This window comes from Neobacillus cucumis (assembly GCF_023715505.1).
The window spans coordinates 153,900-174,755 of record NZ_JAMBOH010000009.1 but is presented as its reverse complement, the minus strand read 5'-3'; the positions used below and the strand labels follow the sequence as shown (position 1 = coordinate 174,755).

Genomic DNA, 20,856 nt, shown 5'->3' with positions numbered 1-20,856 from the left:
TTAAGGCTTTACGTTTTTAATTAATCTACAAAAACACCCCAGCCATCCGAATATCCACCATGTGGTTTACTTAAGTTATTTAATTTCTTTTGTATGTTAATTATTTCATTGTAATTTAAAAGCATTCTTTTAGAGCAACAACATGCCCACTCATCCGTTTCGTCATCCTGCTCTAAGAAACCATTGAATCCTTCTCCTTTTAATACTTCCAATAATTTTTCACCTGTTGTTTGATCGGGTACAGCTACAAAAAATTCGACAGATTGCTGTTTCTTAAAATTCACTCCATCTTTATATAGACTTTGTAAAGCTTCTCCATCCGCATCATTTGGAAATTTCATTCGTTTTTCCTCCCTGTTATAGAAAATGTCATAGTTGTCATTATAATTCACTTAGTTCCTAAAGACTAATATAAATTTTTTGTACAGAATTCGAACAGTAAAACTGAAAAGTCTTGGACATAGGTGAAATGTGATTTTATTTAAAAAAGTCTACATCAATGTAGGCTTTTTTTCATACTATATTTTGGAGGTGAAACAATGCCAAGAGTAAATTACAGAAGTTCTGACGTTGATTTAATGGCAAGGATGATGCGAGCAGAAGCCGAAGGTGAAGGAAAACAGGGAATGTTATATGTTGGAAATGTCATTGTTAATCGTCTTATCGCCAATTGTTTAGACTTTAAAGGTTTACGAACGATTAACCAAGTTATTTTTCAAGTACAAGGAGGAAATTTTTCCTTTGAAGCTGTTCAAAAAGGAAATGTATTTTATCAAAGAGCGAGAACTTCTGAAAGAAGATTAGCAAAACAGAATTTGGATTATTGGAGACAACACCCAGGGAAATATGCCCTTTGGTATTTTAATCCACATGCTCCATGCCCTCCAACATGGTACGGTCAACCACAATCTGGTCAATTTAAAAATCATTGTTATTATGAACCGAAAGCTGGAACATGTGATACTGTTTATAGCGGTTAGGTTTTCAAGTTATTGTGGTAAAGAGAGGAACAAACTTTGCAAAATCAGACTTTATAAAAGATATACTTATGAAGGATGCGGTATTGCCCTCCTTCATAAGTAAATCGAGAGACTAGTTTTTATTTAATTTTCTCCATACTGACAGGTAGAGCCCAATTCGGCGTAAAACTCCCTCAATAGTTAAGGTAACAAAGCTCTCCCCTTCTTAATCAACCAAAATGAAATCATCCCCACTATGGCTATATATAATTCCACAACCCATAAATTTCTAAAATGGCCGGTCTGCACGAATACGAGCGGGAAATCAACTGCTGCATGAATTAGAATAACATAAATAACGTAAACAAATTTCTTCTTTACTACCGCAATCAATACCCATAAACTCAAGGCGATCTGCATGAATACAGCGAAAAACCGTTCGACACAGGCTAATAAATAAAAGGATACACCATTGTTTAACACGGTTTCTTTAATAGCTGCGACCTGGTCCACTGGCATTTGTCCTGCCAAAGTTTTTTCTAGTGTACCTGCATTAATCATAAAAGCAAACATGATGTTTGGCACGATCAGTGTTAACATCAGTAGAACAGCCTCTATGCCGCCCCAGCCGATTCCAAAAGAAATTCCGCCTTTGTAGTCATGGAACTTTTTTAACAGCCAAGTGAATAAAAGACAGCGCCCAAGTTCTTCAAATAAACCCGCTGCCAAACCACCATATAGCCCAAATGCCCAAGGGTGGTCCGCATAATTTGGAAAAGCCGTAATGACCGCAAGATGGAGCGCTTTTTCCAAAACCTGTGTCATTAGTACAAATCCAATCGCACCTGCAATTAACGGCTTAACCGCGATACCTGTTTTCTTTCGAAAATACAAAATCAACCCAATAAACAACACAAACGAAAACATAATTGGCACAAACATCGAAATAATCTTTGCTGTACTAACCATTCTATTCTCCCCCTTATTCCAGCCTTCCCCTTAATATTATCATTATCAATAATGATAATATTGTATTTGCCAATAACTGTCAAGATTTAATTTCCATTTTTATTTAAATTCTTAAAGTCTAATAAAAACTTAATTTACTTTTTAACAGATGTTTAAAACTTAATGCAGGAAGTTTGTCGATTGAAATCTTTTTTTAATATTGAAACTAAACTATGCTTTCTTGAGTCTATTTAGATGTTGATCAACAAATACCAATTATTAGGAGGCTGGAGAATGATTCAAGTATTGCGTTTACCAAAATGGATGATGGCAGGATTTACAACATTGGCTTTAGTAATGGCTTTTTTGTTTACACCTTTTTTACACAAGGCTGAAGCTTCAATATCTTGGGGACAGGAAGTAACAACAGTGGCTAAACTATATATTGGGACACCTTTTAAATGGGGTGGTACAACATCTAAAGGATTTGATGCTTCTGGGTATACGAAATATGTTTTTAAAAAGTCTGCTGCTAAAATCACTCTTCCTCTCTCTTCAAAGGAACAATATAAATTTGGGAAGTCTGTATTAAAGAAGAACCTAAAAGAGGGAGATTTGGTCTTCTTTAAAACAAACGGAAGAGATATTTCATTTGTGGGAATCTATTTAGGAAACAATAAATTTATTGCTGCTACCTCAAATGGAGTTTCCATTCAATCGCTAACGTTAAAATATTGGAACGATCGATATGTTGGTGCCAAGCGTGTTTTAAAAGAGTAACAACATTAGGAAAGAGCTGTCCAAGGGGCAGCTCTTTCTGCTATAAGGAATAAATCGTGTTTAAATTGACATAATTGGATAAAAAAGGATAAAAACAGATAACTACTATGAATAACAAAGTAGTTGTTTTTTCATGAACTACCCTGCTTTACAAAATAGCTGTGCAACTTTTAATAAGAAAGGAAGCTATACAATGTCCTTAAGAAGTCAATTATTAAAAGGACATATTGGCCGGTTGTGTGTTATCAGAAATTGAAAAGCAACCAGTGTTTGGCTATGAATCATCGAAGAAACTCCAAGAAGTGGGGTTAGGTGATGTGAGCGAAGGTACAATTTACAATAAAAGGCTGCCAACTGAAAGCTCTATTCCATAACTATTGACATCTATTTAACATGAATAATCAATATATGTATGTTAATTAGTTAGTTCCTGAAGAGACAGGGGATTGTTGTTTTTCCCAATCAGTAGGCCCCTCATTAGGTTCAATGTACTTGCGCCAATAATCCCCACTTTGCTTATCAAATAAAATGATGTTGCTCTCATTTGGTGTGATTAACTCATATCTGAATGGGTCATCCTGTTTTACTTTGTCCTCATTATTCTGGAACGATTTTAAGGATTGTGAAATAAACCAAGAACTTAAAACGATACAAAGTCCTAAAAAGATAATGGAAAAAGATATTAGATTTTTATTCATGATTCCCTCCCAATATTTCCCTTTCTAGATCAAATTCTACAACCCATATATTAAAACCTTCTTCAATTAAACTTCTTTACTAATGGAAGGGAAATCGTCCATTTACTCGGGTTTTCTACATATTTTACCGCCTTGAAATTTGAATCATTTGTATATGATATATCCTTCATTTATATTTCCCACTATAATGCCATCTTCCCTCCTCAATCCCTGATTTTATTCCTCTTATGTATTCCTTAAGGTCTTCCGGCAAGTCATCTTTTTCTAGTTCATCCAGTGTAAAGTAAATGATCTGAGGAGTGGCTGCATCCATTACTTGAACTTGGATCTGTAAATGACCTTTGATGTCTGAAATTTTCCTTGTCAGCATGATATGATAAGACATCTAATCACCTCATTACCATTATAACAGAACTAATGTTCTTACATTTAATAAATTGCTTAAACTCCTGTCTCGATTTCGTATATCTTATCAATTGCTAGTAAAATTTTTTTCGTGCACGATTTCTGTGGGACTGCATCACCAAAGGACAGCTGCACCCTTTTATTTTCATACAAGATATAATCGTTTTATGCTCTATAATCAACTTACTAAGGACTGGACGCTGATTTTATCTCTTTTTCCTATTCTACCATCATCGATTACTCACCTGGACAGACTGTAGTCTTTCGTTATTTGAATCTACTTTAACCCTATTCAACCATAAACCTACATGTTAGAATCATAAGGTTGAGAATTTATAAATGATTAAGGAATACGCGTGTAGGTGATATTACTGTGAAAGAAACTGTACTGATTCAACAAAAAAATAAACTTGAGATTACATTTGCTCTACTAAAAAAAGACTTGGTCTTTACCTTTTCCCTTGTACTAGCAGCCCTAAGCTGTTTTATTCAGCCGCCAAAACTGGAGTATATTAATTTTCATGTGCTGGTTTGTTTATTTAATCTGATGCTGGCCATCAAGGCTTTTGAAGAGCTTAAGGTATTAGATAAATTGGCTATAAGTCTTTTAAATAAAAGTAAAAATAGTAAATCCTTTTCTGCGATCCTTATTTTGTTGTGCTTCTTTAGCTCCATGATCGTTACCAACGATGTAGCCCTACTAACGTTTGTACCTTTGACTCTAGTAATTAGCAAAAAAACGAATATTCCCATGATGGTGACGGTCATTCTTCAAACCATTGCTGCCAATATTGGCAGCAGTTTAACTCCAATGGGAAACCCGCAAAATTTGTTTATCTATTCTTATTTTGGAATTAAACAAGTGCCCTTTTTTACATCCATTGTCTTTATGGCTATTCTTGGGATCAGTTCTCTGTATTTTCTCATTCGAAAACTTAAGAGTACTGAACTAAAGGTGGATCTTACTCCGGTTATGATTGTTGATGGAAAGAAAGCTACCGTTTGGGGAATTGTATTTATCATCATTATTGCTTCTATTTTTGGAATCTTACATGATCAAATGGCCTTCATTATCACTTTGATGATTTCGCTTTTATTAAATAAAAAGATATTAGTAAAGATTGATTATTTATTGCTTTTAACCTTTATCTGCTTTTTCATTTTTATCGGGAATATATCTCATGCTGAGGCCGTACAGGCCCTTGCAAGAACTAGCCTAAAAAATTCAGCTTCTGTCTATTTTAGTTCTATCTTTTTCAGCCAGCTGATTAGTAATGTACCGGCCTCCATCCTTTTGTCACATTTTACAACGGATTGGAAACCTTTGTTATTGGGAGTAAATATCGGGGGACTTGGGACCATCATTGCTTCACTAGCCAGTGTCATCTCTTATAAATTGTTTATCCAATCCAATCCGAGTGAAGGTAAACAATATTTAACCAAATTTACGATTTATAATTTTGCTTTTTTACTATTTTTTGCCCTAGTACAGTTTGCAATCTTAAAATTTTTAAAGATGATGTAAAAATGGAAGGTTCCTCTGATCAGCGAAATTCCTTGCTTGATCCTTTTTGAATAGCTATAAGCAGTTGTTCCTCAAAGATACCTATATTACTTTAAACAACCAGGTAAACAGGAATATAATACGATGCTCTATCAAAAATAATCCAACCAAAGCAGGATGGATTATTTTTTGTGGTAAATGATATATTGGCCAAGGTAAAGGCTGAAATACAGAAATGATTATTGTCTTATTAGTTTTTCAATTTCTGTTTCAACATGAAAAAGCCGTTTGTTTAAGGCAGATGTTCTATTATCCGTGTATTGAATGATTTTTTCTGTGTAATCACCCATACTTTGTATTAAATTCTTTTGTAGTTTTTCTTGTCCATTTTTTACTTCAATCACATCTAAATGCAATTTATTTTGACCTTCTTCTAACTGTTTTTGACTAGCTACTAAATGTATTTGGCCCGTTTCCAACTGTTTTTGGCCTGTTTCTAACTGTTTTTGGCCTGTTTCTAAATTTTCCAGACGAGTGTTGATTTTTTTTAATTCATCGAGGATTAGTTTAAATTTCTCTTCCATTTGAACTCCCCCAGTTTTATTAAAGTTAGATTATTGATATCAACCTATTTACCGAACATATTTTCTTATTTCTATTATAACAAATTGGCCAATTTCTGTCACTTTAAATAAAAAATTGGTTACTAGTACAATTGGTGATAGTGATGTTTTTCAATTACTAAGACTAAAGAAATTGTTGTTTTTCGTTCAAGTTATTTATTAAATCACGTAAACCCAGATGCTTTATTGCAAAAAGCCAAAATAGACGGAATAAACAGCAAAGATCCTCTCCATTCCTTATTTGTTGCGTTTACAGCAAGCGGTACCATATTCCCCGTTTGGACAGTAGCAAATACTCCATCTCGGCTGATAAACGTTTAAGCATCTAAAAACCACCAACGATAGCTAACAAAACACCCAAATAAATGGAGTTGAACGATAACGAAGGATTTTATCTTTCATTTTACTCTCCTTGTTTCGATTTATAGACGTGATTAGTATTTCCAAGAAGGAACAACAAAACGTCAACTTAGTTGACAATGGTGCAAAAAAAGAATTAAAATAAATTTAGTCAACTTGGTTGACGTTAGATTTAGATTTAAAAGGAGTGAGCACTATGTTTAGTATTGGTGATTTAATCGTCTATTCAGGACATGGTATATGCCGGATAGATGAAATCTGTGATAAGACCTATTCTGGGATTACTAGAGCTTACTACGTCTTACATCCAATTGATAATAGTCATAATTTAACGATAAGTACCCCAGTTGATAATGACAAGACCGTTATACTAAAGTTAATGAATAAAGAAGAAGCAGTAAAGATAGTAGATTCATTCCATTCGGCAGGAATAAATTGGATAGAAAGACCGCAATTGCGTGGTCAAGTTTATACCGATACTATTAAAACCGGAAATAGGATGGATATTGCTAACGTAGCCAATACACTTATGCGGAAAAAGTATGAATATAAAATGGCTGGAAAAAAATTTTATGAACACGATAACAAAATTTTAAGCACCATTCAAGCTATTTTGTTTAAAGAGTTGTCAATTGCCCTCAATACCTCACCAGAAGTTATTTTTGAAAAAATTAATAGCTTGATAGAAACAACAGATCAAACACCTATTCAATTCAATTAAAAAAGGTGTTTTCTTTTTTATTGGATTATAGGAAGCTTGTAGGAGATGTTTTAAATGGATACGAATAAGAAAGAAAAAGTCTACCCAGATCATTTTATTCACAATGGTGAAATAAATAGTAAGGTAGGCGAAAAGGTAAGAATTATTAAGATAAACAAGGAATCTATGGAACAGGAAGATTACTTTTACCTTAAAAAATTTGAAAATAGGATTGGTACAATAATAGAACAAAATCACTGTAATTCAGGTTTTGATACATACCGAGTTGAATTTGATCAAAATAAATATGGTTATTTCTATGACAAGGATTTTGTTTTAACCGCTGGAGACGAATTAACTAATACTTGAATAATAGGTGTATACTAAGTAGGCTACTACATCAATTTATTCGACCAGAAGGGAAGAAATAAGATGGAAAAGAATCAAGATTGCATGTACTGTATGGAAGATGAAAAACGGGATAACCTGATGATAGAAATTGGTAAACTAGGTGTATCCACTGTCTTTCTTTTTAAAGAGCAAACCTATAGAGGCAGATGTAACGTGGTTTATAAGGGTCACGTGAAAGAGCTGTTTCATCTAAGTGAACAGGAATCTGCTGCGTTTATTCATGATGTGAACCGTGTTGCCGAAGCATTGGATAAGATCTTCGAACCGAATAAAATTAATTATGGCGCATACGGTGATACGTTACACCACCTACATATGCATATTGTACCCAAGTACGAAGGGAAAGAAAATTGGGGCTCTACGTTCGAAATGAACCTTGGTAAAACGTATTTAACCGATGACGAATATAACGAAATGATCGAAAAAATAAAAACTCAATTACAAATCAACTAATCATTATTCTGGGACGGTTCGCCTGCTTAAGTAGTTAATTTGAGAGAAATTAACTTGGAGAACCCTCCCACTTTTTTTACTAAGCTACTAAATTTTGACCTTTCAAAATTTAGTACAAAAAAACACTTGGGCTGCCCCAAGTATTTTTTCGATTAGAGAATATCTTTTTTCAGAGCGCTTTTGATCAGCTTTATCTCTCCATTTTTCGGAATTAATTCACTAATGTTTTCATATTTTTCTGTTTGGTTTTGGTCCCCCAATACATATTCCTTAAAGGAGCAGCAAAAGAGTTTGCGGGCTACTTTCCCTTTTTCACCAATAAGGTTGAACCAGCCTTGCCCTACATAAAAAGGATTCGTTAGGATATGATCAATGATATAAGCTATACGTTCCTTATCCTCCTCTGGATTAAATTTATTTTTCGAAGAAAGGGCCAAGATAAAATAGTTTTTAAACTTATCTAATTCAAGTAATTGAAGATGGTACTTTTCACGCTGTTTATGATTGAAATCCTTCAGGACTGTTTTGATACTTTTTTCAACGTCTATTTCAAATTTACTTGCATCTTTCCATGTCGATAAACGGGAATCAAAAATAGACAATGTTAGAATATAAAAGGCAGCATAATTCTTTGGATCATATACATCAGCAACTCGCTTTTCATCTTCCGGTTCCACAATAAACTTTTTATAATCAGCAAAGAAATTTTCAATCATATCGTATACCTTCTTTCGTACGTTGATAGAATAATTGAATAAGGCGCTTTATATTTGTTCTATCTGCAATTCTTTTTGTTATAAAAAAACATCCAGGTTCTATTTACTCATTCTTATTTATATCGTAAGTTCTTCTCGTAATCTGTCAAAATCATGTATTTATATATTCATTTATCAAAGTCAAAAATCCTGCTTATTGCACCAAAATTCTGCAATTCTCACGATTTTTAATTAAAAAGTCCTATTATAGGCCTATTAATTTGTCGTTACAGGTCTTTTTGCTGAGCGAGAAATCAATCACTGGCCTACATACCAAATCAATTGGCAAATAATTGTTAGAAGGTATTTTAAAGACTAAATAAGAAAATCACGAAACAAGGAAAAATGGCTTTGGTGTTATCCCAAAGCCATTTCCTAACCTTTTATTATTTATTATACCCATTTGTTTGTGGCATATGAATTTTGATACTTTTATTTAGAACTAACAATTCTTTAAACATATTGAAACAAACACACCCAAAACCAATGTAATTCATACACTCAATCAGTCCATTTAAAATCTTGATTATTAAGTCCGTCTTTTCAGCCATAAAAAAAGTGCCGCTCCTCAGAAACGGCACTTTTTTACGTAAGTGATTGTACACTTTTAAAGTCAATTCGATCGGGTCTTGTATAGATGTTTAATGAATGATTGCGTAAAAAACCCACGGTCGTAATATTAAGCTCGTCTGCCAGTCTGAGGGCCAACTCAGTCGGAGCTGATTTTGATAAAACAATACCACATCCAATTTTAGCTACTTTTAATAATACCTCTGAGGATATCCGACCACTAAAAACAATAACTTTGTCTGAAAGAGTTATAGAATGCTGTAAGCAATGACCATAAATTTTATCCAGAGCATTGTGTCGTCCGATGTCCGTTCTATCTACGACCATGCCATTACTGTCACAAAGAGCCGCATTGTGCACTCCGCCTGTATCCTGGAAGATAACCGACGCCTCTTGCATGAGTTGCATCAAATGAAAGCATTGGTCAATCGGAATCGTCACATTCACGTTTTCAAGTGGTTTAACGGTTCTAGCATCATTATAAAAATAAAAGCTCTGACGGCTTTTTCCACAGCAAGATGTTATATATCGTTTCGAGTGAAACATCTCGTTGAGTTTGTTTACCTTATACGTATTCACAATCGCACGGCCTGTTGCTTCGATAATCGTAAGTTCTTTAATTTCTTTATAACTTTTAATGATACCTTCAGATGCCAAAAAGCCAACAACTAATTCTTCAATATTATCAGGGCTGCAAACGAGTGTAGCGAATTCTTGCTCATTTAGCACAATGGTAATGGGATATTCCGTTACAATGGTATCCGTTACTTTGTGTATGACGCCGTTCTCATACCGCCATACCTGACTTTCCATTTTCATTGGCTGGTCCATACTTTTTCACTCCTAGTTACTTTCCCTCGATAGATTGGTCAAAGACGAATACGGTCATCGCTATATCTTCTTCGATATTAATATCGGAAAACAGCCGCAAAATCTTTGCCCCCATCAAGGTTTCAAATCTTAACAGGACCTCTGGCTTTTTATAGATTTCCTTGACGAATCTTGTTCTCGTCTCATGTACCATCTGTGCGCCCTGTTCTGAATGGATCATAAACTTTTCTACATTTGTAAGATTCCCTATCATTTCGCTGATCGCCCAGGAACCAATAAATTTCGTGGTGATTTCCTTCGGCCCATTTCCAACATATTCTTTTCTAATTTCGCGAACAAGCATACTAAATTGATGCTCCATATTCTTTGTCATTAACCGCCCTCCTCATCTTTACAGTTTCGAATTCTTGTTACTCTTTTAACCCTTCTCCTATACCCTTTAACAGGTTAAATCCAAATCCTACCGCTCGATTGATATCAGGATCCTTCATGGCTTTCATTAAGTCAAAGAACCCAAACTTGGTATCTGCTTTTAATCCTTGCTCGGCCTTTTTCAATCCAGCCGTCAAGCTTTTGGCAAGCTTACTGGTTGTATCAGGATCCAGGTCAGTCAAAATGCCGCCAGCAGCCATCGCATTATTGATCATGTTTGTTACCGGTTTTCGTGTCAGTTGTCCGACCGCAATTTTTGCTGCGCTCTCTTTTGCTTTTAAGAGACTTCCTAAAGCTTCCATCATTCCGCTATCATGCAATTCCTGCAATAGATTCAACGTCTCGAGTAATGAATCCTTATTTTGTGCGACCCCGGAAAGAAGATTCTCCAGGGATTGTATTTTCTTTTCTTCTTGTGTCAGTTCTGCTTTTTGAATAGTCTGTATTGGCCTGGCCATTACGCATTCCTCCTGTCATAGAAACCCGGCTTAACATATTCGTTTACACTGGCAATCGGAACGTAATCTCCGCGTTCCCACTTGCGGTAAATCTCAAGGCCCATTTGCGGTGTTCGCGTCGCATTACGTGGATTGTACTTTGGAAGCGGATTTTCACCGTCAAATTCAAGAACCTCCATCCGAACTTTGGCTTGTTTGTATGCTGGTGTATGTGTCACCACATCTACTGCCCCTCCAGTAAGCAGGTTAACCGCACTCTCGTGGCTGGAGGAATGCATTGGCACATACACCGTTTTTCCTGTCACACGATCTGTTACTAGAACTGGCAGGCGAATCGCCCCATATGGAGATACAAGACGGACAAGTGAACCATCCTTTACGCCGCGCTCTTCTGCAAGTTCGGGGGATACCTCAACGAAAACTTTCGGGAATTTGTAGTTAAGTCCTTTTGATTTCTGTGTTAAGTTTCCTTCATGGAAGTGCTCCAACAGACGACCGTTATCTAATGAAAGATCGAATTCTTGCGGGAACTCCACTGGCGGCACATAATCAAACAGACCGAACCGAGCTTTTTTATCTGGGAAATGAAAACCGTCTTGGTAAAGCAGCGGTGTGTCTGTTCCATCAGGAGAACCCCAGTGGAAGCTGTTCCACCCTTCAAGAACATCGTAGCTGCACTGGCTGAAGAAAGGCGTTAGGCTTGCCATTTCCGCAAAAATTTCACTTGGATGAGTATAATTCCATTCAAAGCCCATCTGTTTCGCCAGCTGTGTAAGAATCCACCAGTCCGGTTTACTATTCCCAAGAGGCTCTAATGCTTGATACAAACGCTGTACGCGACGTTCGGTATTTGTAAAAGTTCCATCCTTTTCAAGAGAAGGAGCTCCTGGCAAAATAACATCTGCGAATTGGGCTGTTGTGGATAAAAAGATTTCTTGTACGACAAGGAAATCTAATTTAGTGAGCATTTCCTGTGTATGATTGGAATCAGCATCAACCCAGGCCATATCCTCCCCAGCGATGAACATCGCCTTCATCTCGCCTTTATCAATAGCTTCCAGCATCTGAATATTGTCGAGACCAGAAGCTGCAGGGATGTCGACACCATAAACCTTTTCAAACTTTGCACGAACTTGGTCATCTGATACTGACTGATAGCCAGGGAAGATATTTGGCATCGTTCCCATGTCCGCTGCACCTTGTACGTTATTATGTCCCCGTAACGGGTAGGCACCAGCATTTGGCCGCAACATGTTTCCTGTTGCTAGGAGCAGGTTTGCAATCGCAACAGAAGTATGTGAACCCGCGATGTTTTGTGTTACACCCATCCCCCAACAAATCGCTGTTCCATCCGCATCACGAATCATTTCCGCTATTTGAATTAATGTTTCTTTAGCAATACCTGTTATATTTTCTGCCTCTTCAAGAGTATATGGCTCCATCATTTTCCGGAACTCATGAAATTGATTGACATGTTTTTGAATAAATGGCTCATCATGCCATCCTTGGTCCACCATATACTTCGTAACAGCTGATAGCCAAACGTAATCCGTTCCTTGTTTCGGACGGACGAACAAGTCGGCACGATCTCCCATTTCATGCCGGCGCACATCAACGGTAATTATTTTTTGTCCGTGAAGTTTTTGTGCACGTTTGATACGTGTCGCAAGTACTGGATGTCCTTCTGCGGGGGCACATCCTACCAGTATGACAAGACCCGCACCCGCTATATCCTTAATAGTTCCGGTGTCACCGCCAATGCCTCCCGTTTGTTGTAACCCCCATGAAGCTGGTGACTGACAATAACGAGAGCAGTTATCCACATTATTGGTTCCAAAGACTTGGCGGGCCAATTTTTGGATCAGGTAGTTTTCTTCGTTCGTCATCTTAGAGGATGAAATAAAACCGATGGAATCACTTCCGTAGGTTTCTTTAATCCCACCCAGTTTCTTTGCAACGAGAGAAAGGGCCTCGTCCCAAGTTGCTTCAACAAACACATCACCTTGACGGATTAAAGGTGTCGTAATCCGCTCATTTGAATTCACATAGTCCCAGCCAAATTTACCTTTTACACAGGTGGAAACACTATTTACAGGAGCGTTTTCAGATGGTTCGATTTTGAGAATTTCACGATCTTTTGTCCAAACTTCAAAGGAACAGCCTACGCCGCAGAACGTACAAACGGTTTTTGTTTTCTTTATACGTGTTTCACGCATCGCTGCTTCTACTTCTGAAACGGCAAAAATCGTTTGATAATCAGGCTCTACCGCTTTGACAATGTCAATCATCGGTGTAAGCAAGTCATCTGAGATGCTTGTCATAAATCCAGCATTTCCAAGCATCGATTTTTCCATCAAGGCATTACACGGGCAAACGGACACACACTGACCACAGGATACGCATGAGGATTCGTTAATACTTTTTCCTCCGTCCCATAAAACACGAGGCTGACCGCTTTCCCAGTTAATTGTTAGCGTTTCATTCACCTGAAGATCCTGACAGGTCTCCACACAACGTCCGCATAAGATACATTGATCAGGATCGTACCGATAAAACGGATGTGACATATCTACCTCATAGCCTTTAGAACGATGAGGGCGTGTTTGGTGTTCAACGCCCATCATTTCTGCTGTATTATGTACACGACAATTGCCATTGTTATTATCACATACGGTACAGTATAATAGATGATTTTCTAAAATACGGTCCATTGCTTCCTCCTGTGCTTCCTTCGCAAGCTCGGACGAGGTCAAAATGTCCATGCCCTCTTCCATAACAGTCGAACAGGCACGCATAATGTTACCGTTTATTTCACACATACAGGTATCACAGCTCTGCACCGGACCTAAGACTTCCGAATAGCAGATATGCGGATGGTCCACTTCCTGTTGCAGTAAATAATCTAAAATACGCGTTCCTTTTTCTACCTCATGTGCTGTTCCATTAATAAGCACACTGATTTTTTCTTTCAATGTAAGTCCTCCTTCGTTCAAAGCAGAGAAATCTATTTATCTACTAATAAGATCACTATTATGACCAATATATCCTGTATTCTTCCTTACCTGTAACTAGTCCTTCTTTTTTCTTTTTCTATAAAACTATTAATATGTTTAACGTACAAATACTAGTCGTTAACCAGCTTTTTTGATACTTGGCTTTGCTATTGCTAGTGTTTGAAGAGATTCTTTATGAATCATCCAATAGATGAAGGCAACAAAAACCGTGCCGCCAATAGCATTTCCCAATACTACTGGGACGAAATTAGTGAAATAATTTCCCCATGTAAAGTGCCCTGAGAAGATAGCTGCCGGGATTACGAACATGTTAGCTACAACTTGCTGAAAGCCGATCGCTACAAATCCCATAATCGGAAACCAAATGGCAACCATTTTTCCAACAATATCATTTGAACCATAAGCCATCCAAACGGCTAAGCATACGAGCCAGTTGCAACCAACAGCGGAAATTAAGCTTTGAATAAAGGTTTCGTCTATTTTCTCTTCTGCGATTGCAACCGTTTGGTTTAGGAAAGGACCTGTTTCCGTCAACCCTACTATGTGACCAAAGAAGTAGGCAACGAAGATCGCTCCCATAAAATTACTTACTAATACTAAGAGCCAATTTTTCACTAATTGTCCTAGCGTAGCACGCTTTGCTAGAACGGCAATCGGAAGTGCCATCATATTTCCTGTTACCAATTCTCCACCAGCAATTACGATTAATATTAGTCCTATAGGGAAAACCGCAGCTCCGATTAGTGAACTGAAGGAGCCCCATTCCTGAGGTAAATTTGCCGTTACTCGAATATCTAATAGGAATCCGAGTGCAATAAAGGCACCACCTAAAAATCCTAATAATATTGCATGTCTAGGCTTCATTGATGCCTTTCTGGCACCAGCCTCAACTGCCAATTCCACAATACGCTTGGAACTATGAAACGCCATAAACCTTTCCTCCCATTAGTTGATGTAAGCATGAGGGCGGTTCTGGAAGCATGGGGACGGTTCTCCTGCTCCTTTAGAAGCAGGAGAACCGTCCCTGTGCTTCCCCATGCTTCGCGCCTGCTTCAAAAACGCAAAAAAGCCCACCATAAATCGGTTCTCATGCCAATGCATGTACCGTTTTATAGTGGGCTGACAGCTGAGCATATCTCATACTAGCAATCTTTCCCGCCATATACACTACGTCAAGAACAGGATGCTGCAGTCAATCTTTATTAACTGGCATCAATGAACTTTTCATACTCTATAAACCTCTCTAATAGTATCATGTAAATACAGATTTGTGAACAATTTACGAACTTTTTTCTTTTTCAAAAAAAAATAATCTGATTTCCCACTTTGTCAATAGCTCCGTCGTGGATGAGTTTTTCGGTTTACATCATTATTTAATGTAAATTCAATGATATTTCCTTTATTTCAAGAGCTTTTTAGAAGGTTTTTAGAATGGCTCTAAAGCGAAACATGGATCATTAAAATAGACAATTTCTGAAAGAATTTTGCAACCCGTAATATGATTGAAGACTTCTCTTGCTTCTTTTTCCGTATTAAACTCGTACATGATTATACTATTTTCATTTGAATATACCGTGATATTCCACATTGGAATCTCCTCTTTTTTATAATCGACATGAAGTTAATTAGACTACTCTTTACTCTAAAAATGGGGCAGCAAATTTAATAATAGAACCATAACTAATCCAACTAGTCCAATAATCGATTGAATAATGGTGATCGTTTTAAAGGTTTCCCCCATCGACATACCAAAGGATTCCTTTACTAACCAGAAGCCTGCATGATTTGCGTAGTTAAAGAACAATGAACCCGAGCCAATGGCCACTACCAGTAACTCCTTATTAATACTTGGATCGGATCCGACAAGTGGAGCTAACAAGCCCGTTGCCCCGACAATTCCCACAGTCGCAGACCCTGTAGTTACAGATAATAAAGCGGCAATCAGCCAACCGATGGCAATAGCAGAAAGTTTGAACCCAGAAGAAAGATGAATGATGGCATCCCCAACGTGGGAATTAACCAGCACCTTTGCAAAGGCACCACCGCCTGCAATAATTAATAAGATTCCCGCAATCGGTTTAAGACTGGCACCAAGCGAGTCGCGAAGTTTTTTCGCATCTGTTCCGCGGACATACCCTAATAAAATGATCCCAACTAGTAGACCGATTAACAGGGCAATGGCGGGCTCTCCTACGAATTCTGTTATTTTATTAATCATGGCTGAATTCTTAAACACTGTTTCAGCTAATGCACGGCTTAACATCATTAACATTGGCAGCAAAATCACGACAAAGGAAGTAACAGTTGAGACCCGTGGTTTTTCTATGGCTGCCGCCGTATAAGGCGCTGCGTCAGACTCCGGAAGGTTCTTTCCATTATCCACACCTGCTGCTGTATATTGGTCCAATAGTTGTTGATCTGGACGAACAGTCATTCGTGGGCTAATAAATTTACCATATACGGGTCCTGCTAGAATAGCAGAAGGGATGGCACAGATAATTCCATAAACCATGGTAATACCTAGATTTGCTTTAAATTCTGCAATTGCAACTAGTGGACCGGGATGTGGCGGTACCATCCCGTGCATCGTGGCCAGGGCAGCGATAACTGGTACTCCAATCAGAACGAACGCTGATCCTTTTATATTCCCCTGTTTTTCAATTTTTGACGCTACAGAGAAAATGAGTGGCAGAAGCATGATGAGTCCTATTTCAAAGAACATGGGAATCCCGATAATAAAGGCTGCCGCACCCATAAACCATGGTAACGTTCGTTTATTGGAACGTCTCAAAATAGCCGAAGCAATTTGGTCACTTGCACCTGAGTCAGCCAATAGTTTTCCAAGCATTGCCCCAAGAGCTACTTGCAATCCGACCCCGCCTAGTGTTTTTCCGGCACCTTCTTCAATGGAATCTACAATGGTCGTTGTGTCTAGTCCGGAAGCAGCCCCTACACATATGGACACTACTAATAACGCTAGCAAAGGATGCATTCGCAATTTTGAAACTATGAGAAGGATCAACAACAACACGCTGCATACTGCTACAATGAGTAGTGTAATATCATGACTTGTCATAAAAACACCCCTTATGAATCGTGAATTAATTTTTTGAGCAAGAGAGCGCTCTCCATTCTCCCTAAAAGCAATTATAGATAACGCTTTCAAACCGTCGTTTGAGAGCTGTTAAAACTAAATTTACAGTTTAAATAGAAAAATTAGAATATTATCCTAATAATAAGAATTAAAATAATAAACTAATTATTTACATTTTTTGTAAAAACGAATGGTTGATAGCAAAAAAAAGAGACTGGCTGTCACCAATCCCAACATCTTCACTTCTTTTTCCATTTGTATTTGCGTTCAGGCCGGCCAACAGATCCATACTGGATATCAACTTCCATTTCATCAAGCGAAGTAAGATATTCTAAATATTTTCGTGCAGTCGAATCCGTGATTCCAAGGAGGATCGCTAACTCTTCAGCGCTTACACTCTCTTTTTCAAAACGGAGTTTGTCCCGAACTCTCATTAACGTAAATTTATCGATCCCTTTAGGAGGTTGTTTTTGATCAGCTGGTTCCCGCTTTGAACGATCTGCTAATGAGAAATAGGTATCTATCTCCTTTTGGTCCATTGTTTTCTTTATCTGAAGCTGACTCATCGTTCGTTTATACCTAGTCAATTCATCAGTGAATTTTTTTACATCAATCGGTTTAATTAAATAACTAAAAACTCCTCCACGAATTGCTTCTGTCACTGTTTCTGCATCATTGGCTGCGGTGATTGGAATAATATCGATGCCACGGTATTTCATTCTGATCACTCTTAATAAGTCAATGCCATTCATATCTGGCAGATAAATATCTAACAGTATTAATTGGGGCTTAAAGGTTTCTAGATAGGCTATTGCTTCATTTCCCGAACTCGCAATCACAGAAACATCAAACCCATCTATCTTTTCAGTAAATTGCTTATAAATTTTAGCGGCTACAGGATCATCTTCAACAATCATGACTTGAATAGAATAGCCCGTCATATACATTCTCCTTCGTTAGCTTTTAGGAATCACAAGAGTGAATTTTGAACCACCCAAATAGCTGTTTGTAATATAAACTTGTCCGTTTAATTGCTCAAGTGAGTTCGTCACAATACTTAGACCAATTCCTCGATTTTTTCCAGGTTTGGTTGTATACCCTTCTATAAAAATGGCATTCTGTTTTTCCTCCGGAATACCCGGTCCATTGTCTTGTATATCAAATATAAGATCCCTGCCAATGTCTGTGAAGGAAACAGTTACTATTGCCCCAGCTATATGTTTTTCCTTTGCAGCCTCCATCGCATTATCTATTATATTGCCTAAAATGGTTACAAGCAGCTTTGTATCAATAGAATCAGGTATCTCAGCTAAGCAGCTCTCTTGATCAATTTTTAAATCTACCTTTAACTCTTTTGAACGATTTATCTTGCCCAACAAACAAGCTACAAGGAAAGGATCTTTAACAGCTGTCATGAGAAAGACGATCGTGCTTTGCCGTTCTTCCACTTCACTTGAGATCAGTTTTCTTGCTTGATCGTATTCCCCAATGCTTAACAATCCATAAATCGTGTTTAATTTGTTTAAAAACTCATGGTTGAGCGCTCTTATGTTTTCGGAATAAGACTTAATTTTAGTTACTTCATCAAATAATTGTTCAATTTCAAATTCTGTCCGGATGGTTAAGACAACCCCAGCGATATCGTCCCTTTGGGTAACAATTGAAAAATCTATCACATACACTTGATCCCCTATCAATACTTTTTCATTGGTTTTTCCTGTCTTTGATTCCATAACATATTGAACCAAATCCCTTAAGCGAGTGTTTTGGATCATTGAATTATTCAGAGGCTGGTTCTCCTTCAATAATTCGCGGGAGCGTTTATTCATGGATAGCACCCGGAAATCTTTATCCACAGCAATAATCCCATCGCGAATAGATTCTAGGATTGCTTCCTTTTCTTTGAAAACATAGGAAATCTCCTCGGGTTCGAGACCTAACATTTTCCGTTTTATTCTCCTTGCAATAAAAAAGGCGGCGGAAATCCCAATCAATAAAAGCAATGAAGCAAGCCCGATGATTTCTTCTTTATAGGTAAGGATTCTCTTTTTTACATCCACCATTAAAAATCCGACAGAGGAAACGCCAATTATATTCCCTTTTGTATCTACAATCGGGGTTTTGGCTTTAATAGCTGGGCCCGAAATCCCTTCACCAAAATAAACAATGGATATGTGCTGCTTAAAAACAGGCTCATTGCTTGTACCCATGTACTTACCTATATATTTCGGATTCGGGTGGGAATAACGGATCCCTTGTTTATTTCCAATCACGATATAACTTGCACCGGTCAGTTTCCTCATTTTTTCCGTAATCGGTTGTATTTCCTTTGCAGGTTTTTCGTTAGTAAAAGCACGGATAATCCTTGCGTCACGAGCAGCCATCTTAGCTACTGACATTGCTTCATGACCTAGATATTGTGCAGAAAGATCGTCCATTATTTTAGTAAAAAAAAGTGCTGCAAGGATCGATGTTGCACAAATGACAATGGATATATGGATAACCATCTGGGTAAATAATTTCAACTTTATGTAGGGTAATTTCATAGTTTATCTCCAACATTGAAAACGTTATATAGTACTCTCATTATAACAAATTGTAGTAAGCATGGGGACGGTTCTTTTGCTTCTTAGGAAGCAGGAGAACCGTCCCCATGCTTCTATCACATTGTCACGAAATTAGTAAACTTTTGAAACAGAATTGCAATACTACTCTGGTATTATTTTATTATAGTAGAACAAAGGAGTTTTAAATGTGAAAAAATCCCTGATAACGATTTCAACATCTCTTATGCTGTTATTTGGAATTAGCAGCGGTGCTTCTGCGGCATCTAATACATATACCGTAAAAAAAGGCGATTCTCTTTCAAAAATTGCCAAGACCTATCATATTACTGTCAATCAATTAAAGCAATGGAACCATCTTTCATCCGATCTTATTAAAATAAATCAAGTATTAAAAACAGCAAATCCTGGTAACCCTGCAAATCCAGCTAAGCCTGTGAAGGCAATAAAAGAAATCACAGTCAATGCCTCTGCTTACACGTTAAACTTTAAAAATTGTACTGGTATTACAGCTACTGGCATTAATTTGAAGAAAAACCCAAATCAAAAGGTGATTTCCGTTGACCCGAAAGTAATTAAATTAGGCTCAAAGGTCTATGTTCCCGGTTACGGATATGCGATCGCGGGTGATACTGGCGGCGCCATAAAAGGATATAAAATTGATGTTTTTATACCTTCTCAAAAAGCTGCTGTGCAATGGGGAAGAAAAAACGTAAAAATACAAATTCTGAACTAATCCACTTATCGAATCATCTAAAAAGCCGCAACCAAATGGTGCGGCTTTTTAATCGTATCTGTTTTATTTCCTAATTTCGATCAAATTCAAGTTACATAAGAATCTAAAAAAGAAACCTTGAATTAAGCCAGTAGTTATTACTAATATGGAATAAAGAGGTTATGAGCTTTTTTAAAATTTTTTAGGAGGAGTCAATATGATTGTATTAGTAGCGAAATATTATTGTATACCAGGTAATGGTGACCAGGTTCAAGCTTATCTCCAAGAGATGAAACCCTTGGTATATGAACATGAGAAAGGGTGTATTGTCTACACCGCTAATCGCTCAACAGAAAATAAGGATCTTTTCTTACTTTATGAACAATATGTAGATGAAGCTGCCCTTGAGGCACATCGACACACACCACACTTTAAAGATATCATTGAAGGAAAAATAATCCCAATCTTAGAAAAGCGTGAAAGAGAAATATTTACTCCGATTGAATAACCATTAACCTTTATAAAATGGATAAGAAAATGAACAACCCAAACTATAGGTATTAACCTATGATTTTGGGTTGT

Annotated in this window: 24 protein-coding genes and 1 pseudogene; 9 read left to right on the top strand and 16 right to left on the bottom strand. The window is 37.3% G+C overall.

What is annotated here, in order from left to right:
* Positions 1–20 precede the first annotated feature (20 nt).
* Positions 21–341 carry a ribonuclease E inhibitor RraB gene (locus tag M3226_RS15335; protein ID WP_251566585.1) on the bottom strand — a complete coding sequence of 107 codons (321 nt, stop codon included), beginning with the start codon at positions 339–341 and terminating at the stop codon, positions 21–23.
* Between the two features lie 198 nt (positions 342–539).
* On the opposite strand from M3226_RS15335, the gene M3226_RS15330 reads away from it, so the two are divergent.
* Entirely contained in the window at positions 540–980 is a 441-nt protein-coding gene (locus M3226_RS15330) for a cell wall hydrolase (protein ID WP_251566584.1), read from the top strand.
* A 180-nt stretch (positions 981–1,160) separates the two neighbouring features.
* Here M3226_RS15330 and M3226_RS15325 read toward each other — a convergent pair whose 3' ends face one another.
* Positions 1,161–1,928: a YhfC family intramembrane metalloprotease gene (locus M3226_RS15325; RefSeq protein WP_251566583.1), complete on the bottom strand. Its 768-nt coding sequence runs from the start codon at positions 1,926–1,928 to the stop codon at positions 1,161–1,163.
* A gap of 273 nt (positions 1,929–2,201) precedes the next feature.
* Between M3226_RS15325 and M3226_RS15320 the strand changes: the two genes are divergently transcribed.
* The gene (locus M3226_RS15320) at positions 2,202–2,687 is read left to right on the top strand and encodes a C40 family peptidase (protein ID WP_251566582.1); all 486 of its coding nucleotides are present in this window, start codon (positions 2,202–2,204) and stop codon (positions 2,685–2,687) included.
* A gap of 193 nt (positions 2,688–2,880) precedes the next feature.
* Positions 2,881–3,025: pseudogene (locus tag M3226_RS15315) on the top strand (PadR family transcriptional regulator); the annotation flags it as partial.
* An 81-nt stretch (positions 3,026–3,106) separates the two neighbouring features.
* Here the strand turns inward: M3226_RS15315 and M3226_RS15310 are convergent.
* Positions 3,107–3,385 carry a hypothetical protein gene (locus tag M3226_RS15310; protein WP_251566581.1) on the bottom strand — a complete coding sequence of 93 codons (279 nt, stop codon included), beginning with the start codon at positions 3,383–3,385 and terminating at the stop codon, positions 3,107–3,109.
* Between the two features lie 166 nt (positions 3,386–3,551).
* Positions 3,552–3,770, bottom strand: a complete 219-nt coding sequence (locus M3226_RS15305; protein ID WP_251566580.1) for a hypothetical protein — start codon at positions 3,768–3,770, stop codon at positions 3,552–3,554.
* 393 nt (positions 3,771–4,163) lie between these two features.
* On the opposite strand from M3226_RS15305, the gene M3226_RS15300 reads away from it, so the two are divergent.
* Positions 4,164–5,315, top strand: a complete 1,152-nt coding sequence (locus M3226_RS15300; protein WP_251566579.1) for an SLC13 family permease — start codon at positions 4,164–4,166, stop codon at positions 5,313–5,315.
* A 218-nt stretch (positions 5,316–5,533) separates the two neighbouring features.
* Here the strand turns inward: M3226_RS15300 and M3226_RS15295 are convergent, their stop codons facing one another.
* Together M3226_RS15295 and M3226_RS15290 are read right to left on the bottom strand one after the other, a co-directional pair.
* Entirely contained in the window at positions 5,534–5,878 is a 345-nt protein-coding gene (locus M3226_RS15295; RefSeq protein WP_251566578.1) for a hypothetical protein, read from the bottom strand.
* 203 nt (positions 5,879–6,081) lie between these two features.
* A complete protein-coding gene (locus tag M3226_RS15290) occupies positions 6,082–6,186 on the bottom strand; it encodes a hypothetical protein (protein WP_251566577.1) in 105 nt (34 codons plus the stop codon).
* Positions 6,187–6,473: 287 nt separating this feature from the next.
* On the opposite strand from M3226_RS15290, the gene M3226_RS15285 reads away from it, so the two are divergent.
* The 3 genes from M3226_RS15285 (at position 6,474) to M3226_RS15275 (ending at position 7,841) form a co-directional block, all read left to right on the top strand.
* Positions 6,474–6,998: a CarD family transcriptional regulator gene (locus M3226_RS15285; protein ID WP_251566576.1), complete on the top strand. Its 525-nt coding sequence runs from the start codon at positions 6,474–6,476 to the stop codon at positions 6,996–6,998.
* Between the two features lie 54 nt (positions 6,999–7,052).
* Positions 7,053–7,346: a hypothetical protein gene (locus M3226_RS15280; protein WP_251566575.1), complete on the top strand. Its 294-nt coding sequence runs from the start codon at positions 7,053–7,055 to the stop codon at positions 7,344–7,346.
* A gap of 63 nt (positions 7,347–7,409) precedes the next feature.
* A complete protein-coding gene (locus M3226_RS15275) occupies positions 7,410–7,841 on the top strand; it encodes an HIT family protein (protein ID WP_251566574.1) in 432 nt (143 codons plus the stop codon).
* A gap of 152 nt (positions 7,842–7,993) precedes the next feature.
* On the opposite strand, the gene M3226_RS15270 is transcribed toward M3226_RS15275, so the two are convergent.
* The 10 genes from M3226_RS15270 to M3226_RS15225 form a co-directional block, all read right to left on the bottom strand.
* Positions 7,994–8,557, bottom strand: a complete 564-nt coding sequence (locus tag M3226_RS15270) for a hypothetical protein (RefSeq protein ID WP_251566573.1) — start codon at positions 8,555–8,557, stop codon at positions 7,994–7,996.
* Between the two features lie 624 nt (positions 8,558–9,181).
* On the bottom strand, positions 9,182–9,997 hold the full coding sequence (gene fdhD, locus M3226_RS15265) for a formate dehydrogenase accessory sulfurtransferase FdhD (RefSeq protein WP_251566572.1): 816 nt from the start codon (positions 9,995–9,997) through the stop codon (positions 9,182–9,184).
* A gap of 16 nt (positions 9,998–10,013) precedes the next feature.
* The gene (locus M3226_RS15260; RefSeq protein ID WP_251566571.1) at positions 10,014–10,370 is read right to left on the bottom strand and encodes a DUF2294 domain-containing protein; all 357 of its coding nucleotides are present in this window, start codon (positions 10,368–10,370) and stop codon (positions 10,014–10,016) included.
* 37 nt (positions 10,371–10,407) lie between these two features.
* The gene (locus tag M3226_RS15255; protein WP_251566570.1) at positions 10,408–10,887 is read right to left on the bottom strand and encodes a DUF1641 domain-containing protein; all 480 of its coding nucleotides are present in this window, start codon (positions 10,885–10,887) and stop codon (positions 10,408–10,410) included.
* Complete coding sequence (gene fdhF / locus M3226_RS15250) at positions 10,887–13,859, bottom strand: formate dehydrogenase subunit alpha (protein WP_285857859.1); 2,973 nt, start codon at positions 13,857–13,859, stop codon at positions 10,887–10,889. The genes M3226_RS15255 and fdhF overlap by 1 nt, the downstream gene beginning before the upstream one ends.
* Positions 13,860–14,018: 159 nt before the next feature.
* Positions 14,019–14,831, bottom strand: a complete 813-nt coding sequence (locus M3226_RS15245; RefSeq protein WP_251566569.1) for a formate/nitrite transporter family protein — start codon at positions 14,829–14,831, stop codon at positions 14,019–14,021.
* A 496-nt stretch (positions 14,832–15,327) separates the two neighbouring features.
* A complete protein-coding gene (locus M3226_RS15240; protein ID WP_251566568.1) occupies positions 15,328–15,489 on the bottom strand; it encodes a hypothetical protein in 162 nt (53 codons plus the stop codon).
* A gap of 54 nt (positions 15,490–15,543) precedes the next feature.
* A complete protein-coding gene (locus tag M3226_RS15235; protein ID WP_251566567.1) occupies positions 15,544–16,977 on the bottom strand; it encodes a GntT/GntP/DsdX family permease in 1,434 nt (477 codons plus the stop codon).
* A gap of 257 nt (positions 16,978–17,234) precedes the next feature.
* Positions 17,235–17,936 (bottom strand): response regulator, encoded by a 702-nt coding sequence (locus M3226_RS15230; protein WP_251566566.1) that lies wholly within the window; start codon positions 17,934–17,936, stop codon positions 17,235–17,237.
* A gap of 15 nt (positions 17,937–17,951) precedes the next feature.
* Positions 17,952–19,541, bottom strand: a complete 1,590-nt coding sequence (locus M3226_RS15225; RefSeq protein ID WP_251566565.1) for an ATP-binding protein — start codon at positions 19,539–19,541, stop codon at positions 17,952–17,954.
* A gap of 208 nt (positions 19,542–19,749) precedes the next feature.
* Here M3226_RS15225 and M3226_RS15220 point away from each other — a divergent pair, with 208 nt between their 5' ends.
* Positions 19,750–20,295, top strand: a complete 546-nt coding sequence (locus M3226_RS15220) for a 3D domain-containing protein (protein WP_251566564.1) — start codon at positions 19,750–19,752, stop codon at positions 20,293–20,295.
* A gap of 196 nt (positions 20,296–20,491) precedes the next feature.
* On the top strand, positions 20,492–20,782 hold the full coding sequence (locus M3226_RS15215) for a putative quinol monooxygenase (protein ID WP_251566563.1): 291 nt from the start codon (positions 20,492–20,494) through the stop codon (positions 20,780–20,782).
* The last annotated feature ends 74 nt before the right edge of the window (positions 20,783–20,856 follow it).

What these genes read in the sequence shown, in the direction of transcription:
- M3226_RS15335 (WP_251566585.1), bottom strand. Translation starts at nt 341, where the DNA reads ATGAAATTTCCAAATGATGCGGATGGAGAAGCTTTACAAAGTCTATAT.
- M3226_RS15330 (WP_251566584.1), top strand. Translation starts at nt 540, where the DNA reads ATGCCAAGAGTAAATTACAGAAGTTCTGACGTTGATTTAATGGCAAGG.
- M3226_RS15325 (WP_251566583.1), bottom strand. Translation starts at nt 1,928, where the DNA reads ATGGTTAGTACAGCAAAGATTATTTCGATGTTTGTGCCAATTATGTTT.
- M3226_RS15320 (WP_251566582.1), top strand. Translation starts at nt 2,202, where the DNA reads ATGATTCAAGTATTGCGTTTACCAAAATGGATGATGGCAGGATTTACA.
- M3226_RS15310 (WP_251566581.1), bottom strand. Translation starts at nt 3,385, where the DNA reads ATGAATAAAAATCTAATATCTTTTTCCATTATCTTTTTAGGACTTTGT.
- M3226_RS15305 (WP_251566580.1), bottom strand. Translation starts at nt 3,770, where the DNA reads ATGTCTTATCATATCATGCTGACAAGGAAAATTTCAGACATCAAAGGT.
- M3226_RS15295 (WP_251566578.1), bottom strand. Translation starts at nt 5,878, where the DNA reads ATGGAAGAGAAATTTAAACTAATCCTCGATGAATTAAAAAAAATCAAC.
- M3226_RS15290 (WP_251566577.1), bottom strand. Translation starts at nt 6,186, where the DNA reads ATGGTACCGCTTGCTGTAAACGCAACAAATAAGGAATGGAGAGGATCT.
- M3226_RS15285 (WP_251566576.1), top strand. Translation starts at nt 6,474, where the DNA reads ATGTTTAGTATTGGTGATTTAATCGTCTATTCAGGACATGGTATATGC.
- M3226_RS15280 (WP_251566575.1), top strand. Translation starts at nt 7,053, where the DNA reads ATGGATACGAATAAGAAAGAAAAAGTCTACCCAGATCATTTTATTCAC.
- M3226_RS15275 (WP_251566574.1), top strand. Translation starts at nt 7,410, where the DNA reads ATGGAAAAGAATCAAGATTGCATGTACTGTATGGAAGATGAAAAACGG.
- M3226_RS15270 (WP_251566573.1), bottom strand. Translation starts at nt 8,557, where the DNA reads ATGATTGAAAATTTCTTTGCTGATTATAAAAAGTTTATTGTGGAACCG.
- fdhD (WP_251566572.1), bottom strand. Translation starts at nt 9,997, where the DNA reads ATGGACCAGCCAATGAAAATGGAAAGTCAGGTATGGCGGTATGAGAAC.
- M3226_RS15260 (WP_251566571.1), bottom strand. Translation starts at nt 10,370, where the DNA reads ATGACAAAGAATATGGAGCATCAATTTAGTATGCTTGTTCGCGAAATT.
- M3226_RS15255 (WP_251566570.1), bottom strand. Translation starts at nt 10,887, where the DNA reads ATGGCCAGGCCAATACAGACTATTCAAAAAGCAGAACTGACACAAGAA.
- M3226_RS15245 (WP_251566569.1), bottom strand. Translation starts at nt 14,831, where the DNA reads ATGGCGTTTCATAGTTCCAAGCGTATTGTGGAATTGGCAGTTGAGGCT.
- M3226_RS15240 (WP_251566568.1), bottom strand. Translation starts at nt 15,489, where the DNA reads ATGTGGAATATCACGGTATATTCAAATGAAAATAGTATAATCATGTAC.
- M3226_RS15235 (WP_251566567.1), bottom strand. Translation starts at nt 16,977, where the DNA reads ATGACAAGTCATGATATTACACTACTCATTGTAGCAGTATGCAGCGTG.
- M3226_RS15230 (WP_251566566.1), bottom strand. Translation starts at nt 17,936, where the DNA reads ATGACGGGCTATTCTATTCAAGTCATGATTGTTGAAGATGATCCTGTA.
- M3226_RS15225 (WP_251566565.1), bottom strand. Translation starts at nt 19,541, where the DNA reads ATGAAATTACCCTACATAAAGTTGAAATTATTTACCCAGATGGTTATC.
- M3226_RS15215 (WP_251566563.1), top strand. Translation starts at nt 20,492, where the DNA reads ATGATTGTATTAGTAGCGAAATATTATTGTATACCAGGTAATGGTGAC.